1 protein-coding gene is annotated in these 443 nt (G+C 53.7%); it reads left to right on the top strand.

Going from position 1 to position 443, the window contains the following annotated elements:
• Positions 1–443: hypothetical protein (locus tag AB4114_RS35915; RefSeq protein WP_441992692.1), on the top strand; the 443-nt coding region annotated here is incomplete at both ends.

Raw genomic sequence — 443 nt, 5'->3', positions numbered from 1 at the left:
GGATTGAGCACGGCGATGGCGATTGCGCCGACATTTGGTGCGGGTGCGGTACCGACAGCCATCACAGCGGCAACGACGACAACGTACGACGATACAACGTACCGTCAAGGCGCTCAAAGCTTTGCCATTACGTTTAACCAACCGATCAACAAAACAAGCGGAACGGCAGCGCTGGCGAATATTACGACAGCGAGTGGTCATACGATAGGTACAACGGGCGCAAGTGCGGTATGGCAAGCGGACGGCAAGTTGCTTGTAACGTTGGGGTCGGATGCAACAATAGAGCAAGGGGATACGATTCAGTACGAAACAACGGGTGAGGGAATCCAGGATCCATCGCTGGAGAATACACTTTCGGGACAGTTAAGCGTACAAATTACGGATAGCTTCGGCAGCAAAAAGCCAGCGATTGACGCAACAGCAGGGCTTGGAGTGACAGGAGC

The organism is Paenibacillus sp. 2RAB27 (assembly GCF_052115445.1).
Taxonomy (GTDB): Bacteria; Bacillota; Bacilli; order Paenibacillales; family NBRC-103111; genus Paenibacillus_E.
Note: the sequence above shows the minus strand (reverse complement) of the source record. Positions and strands in the feature narration are given on the sequence as shown.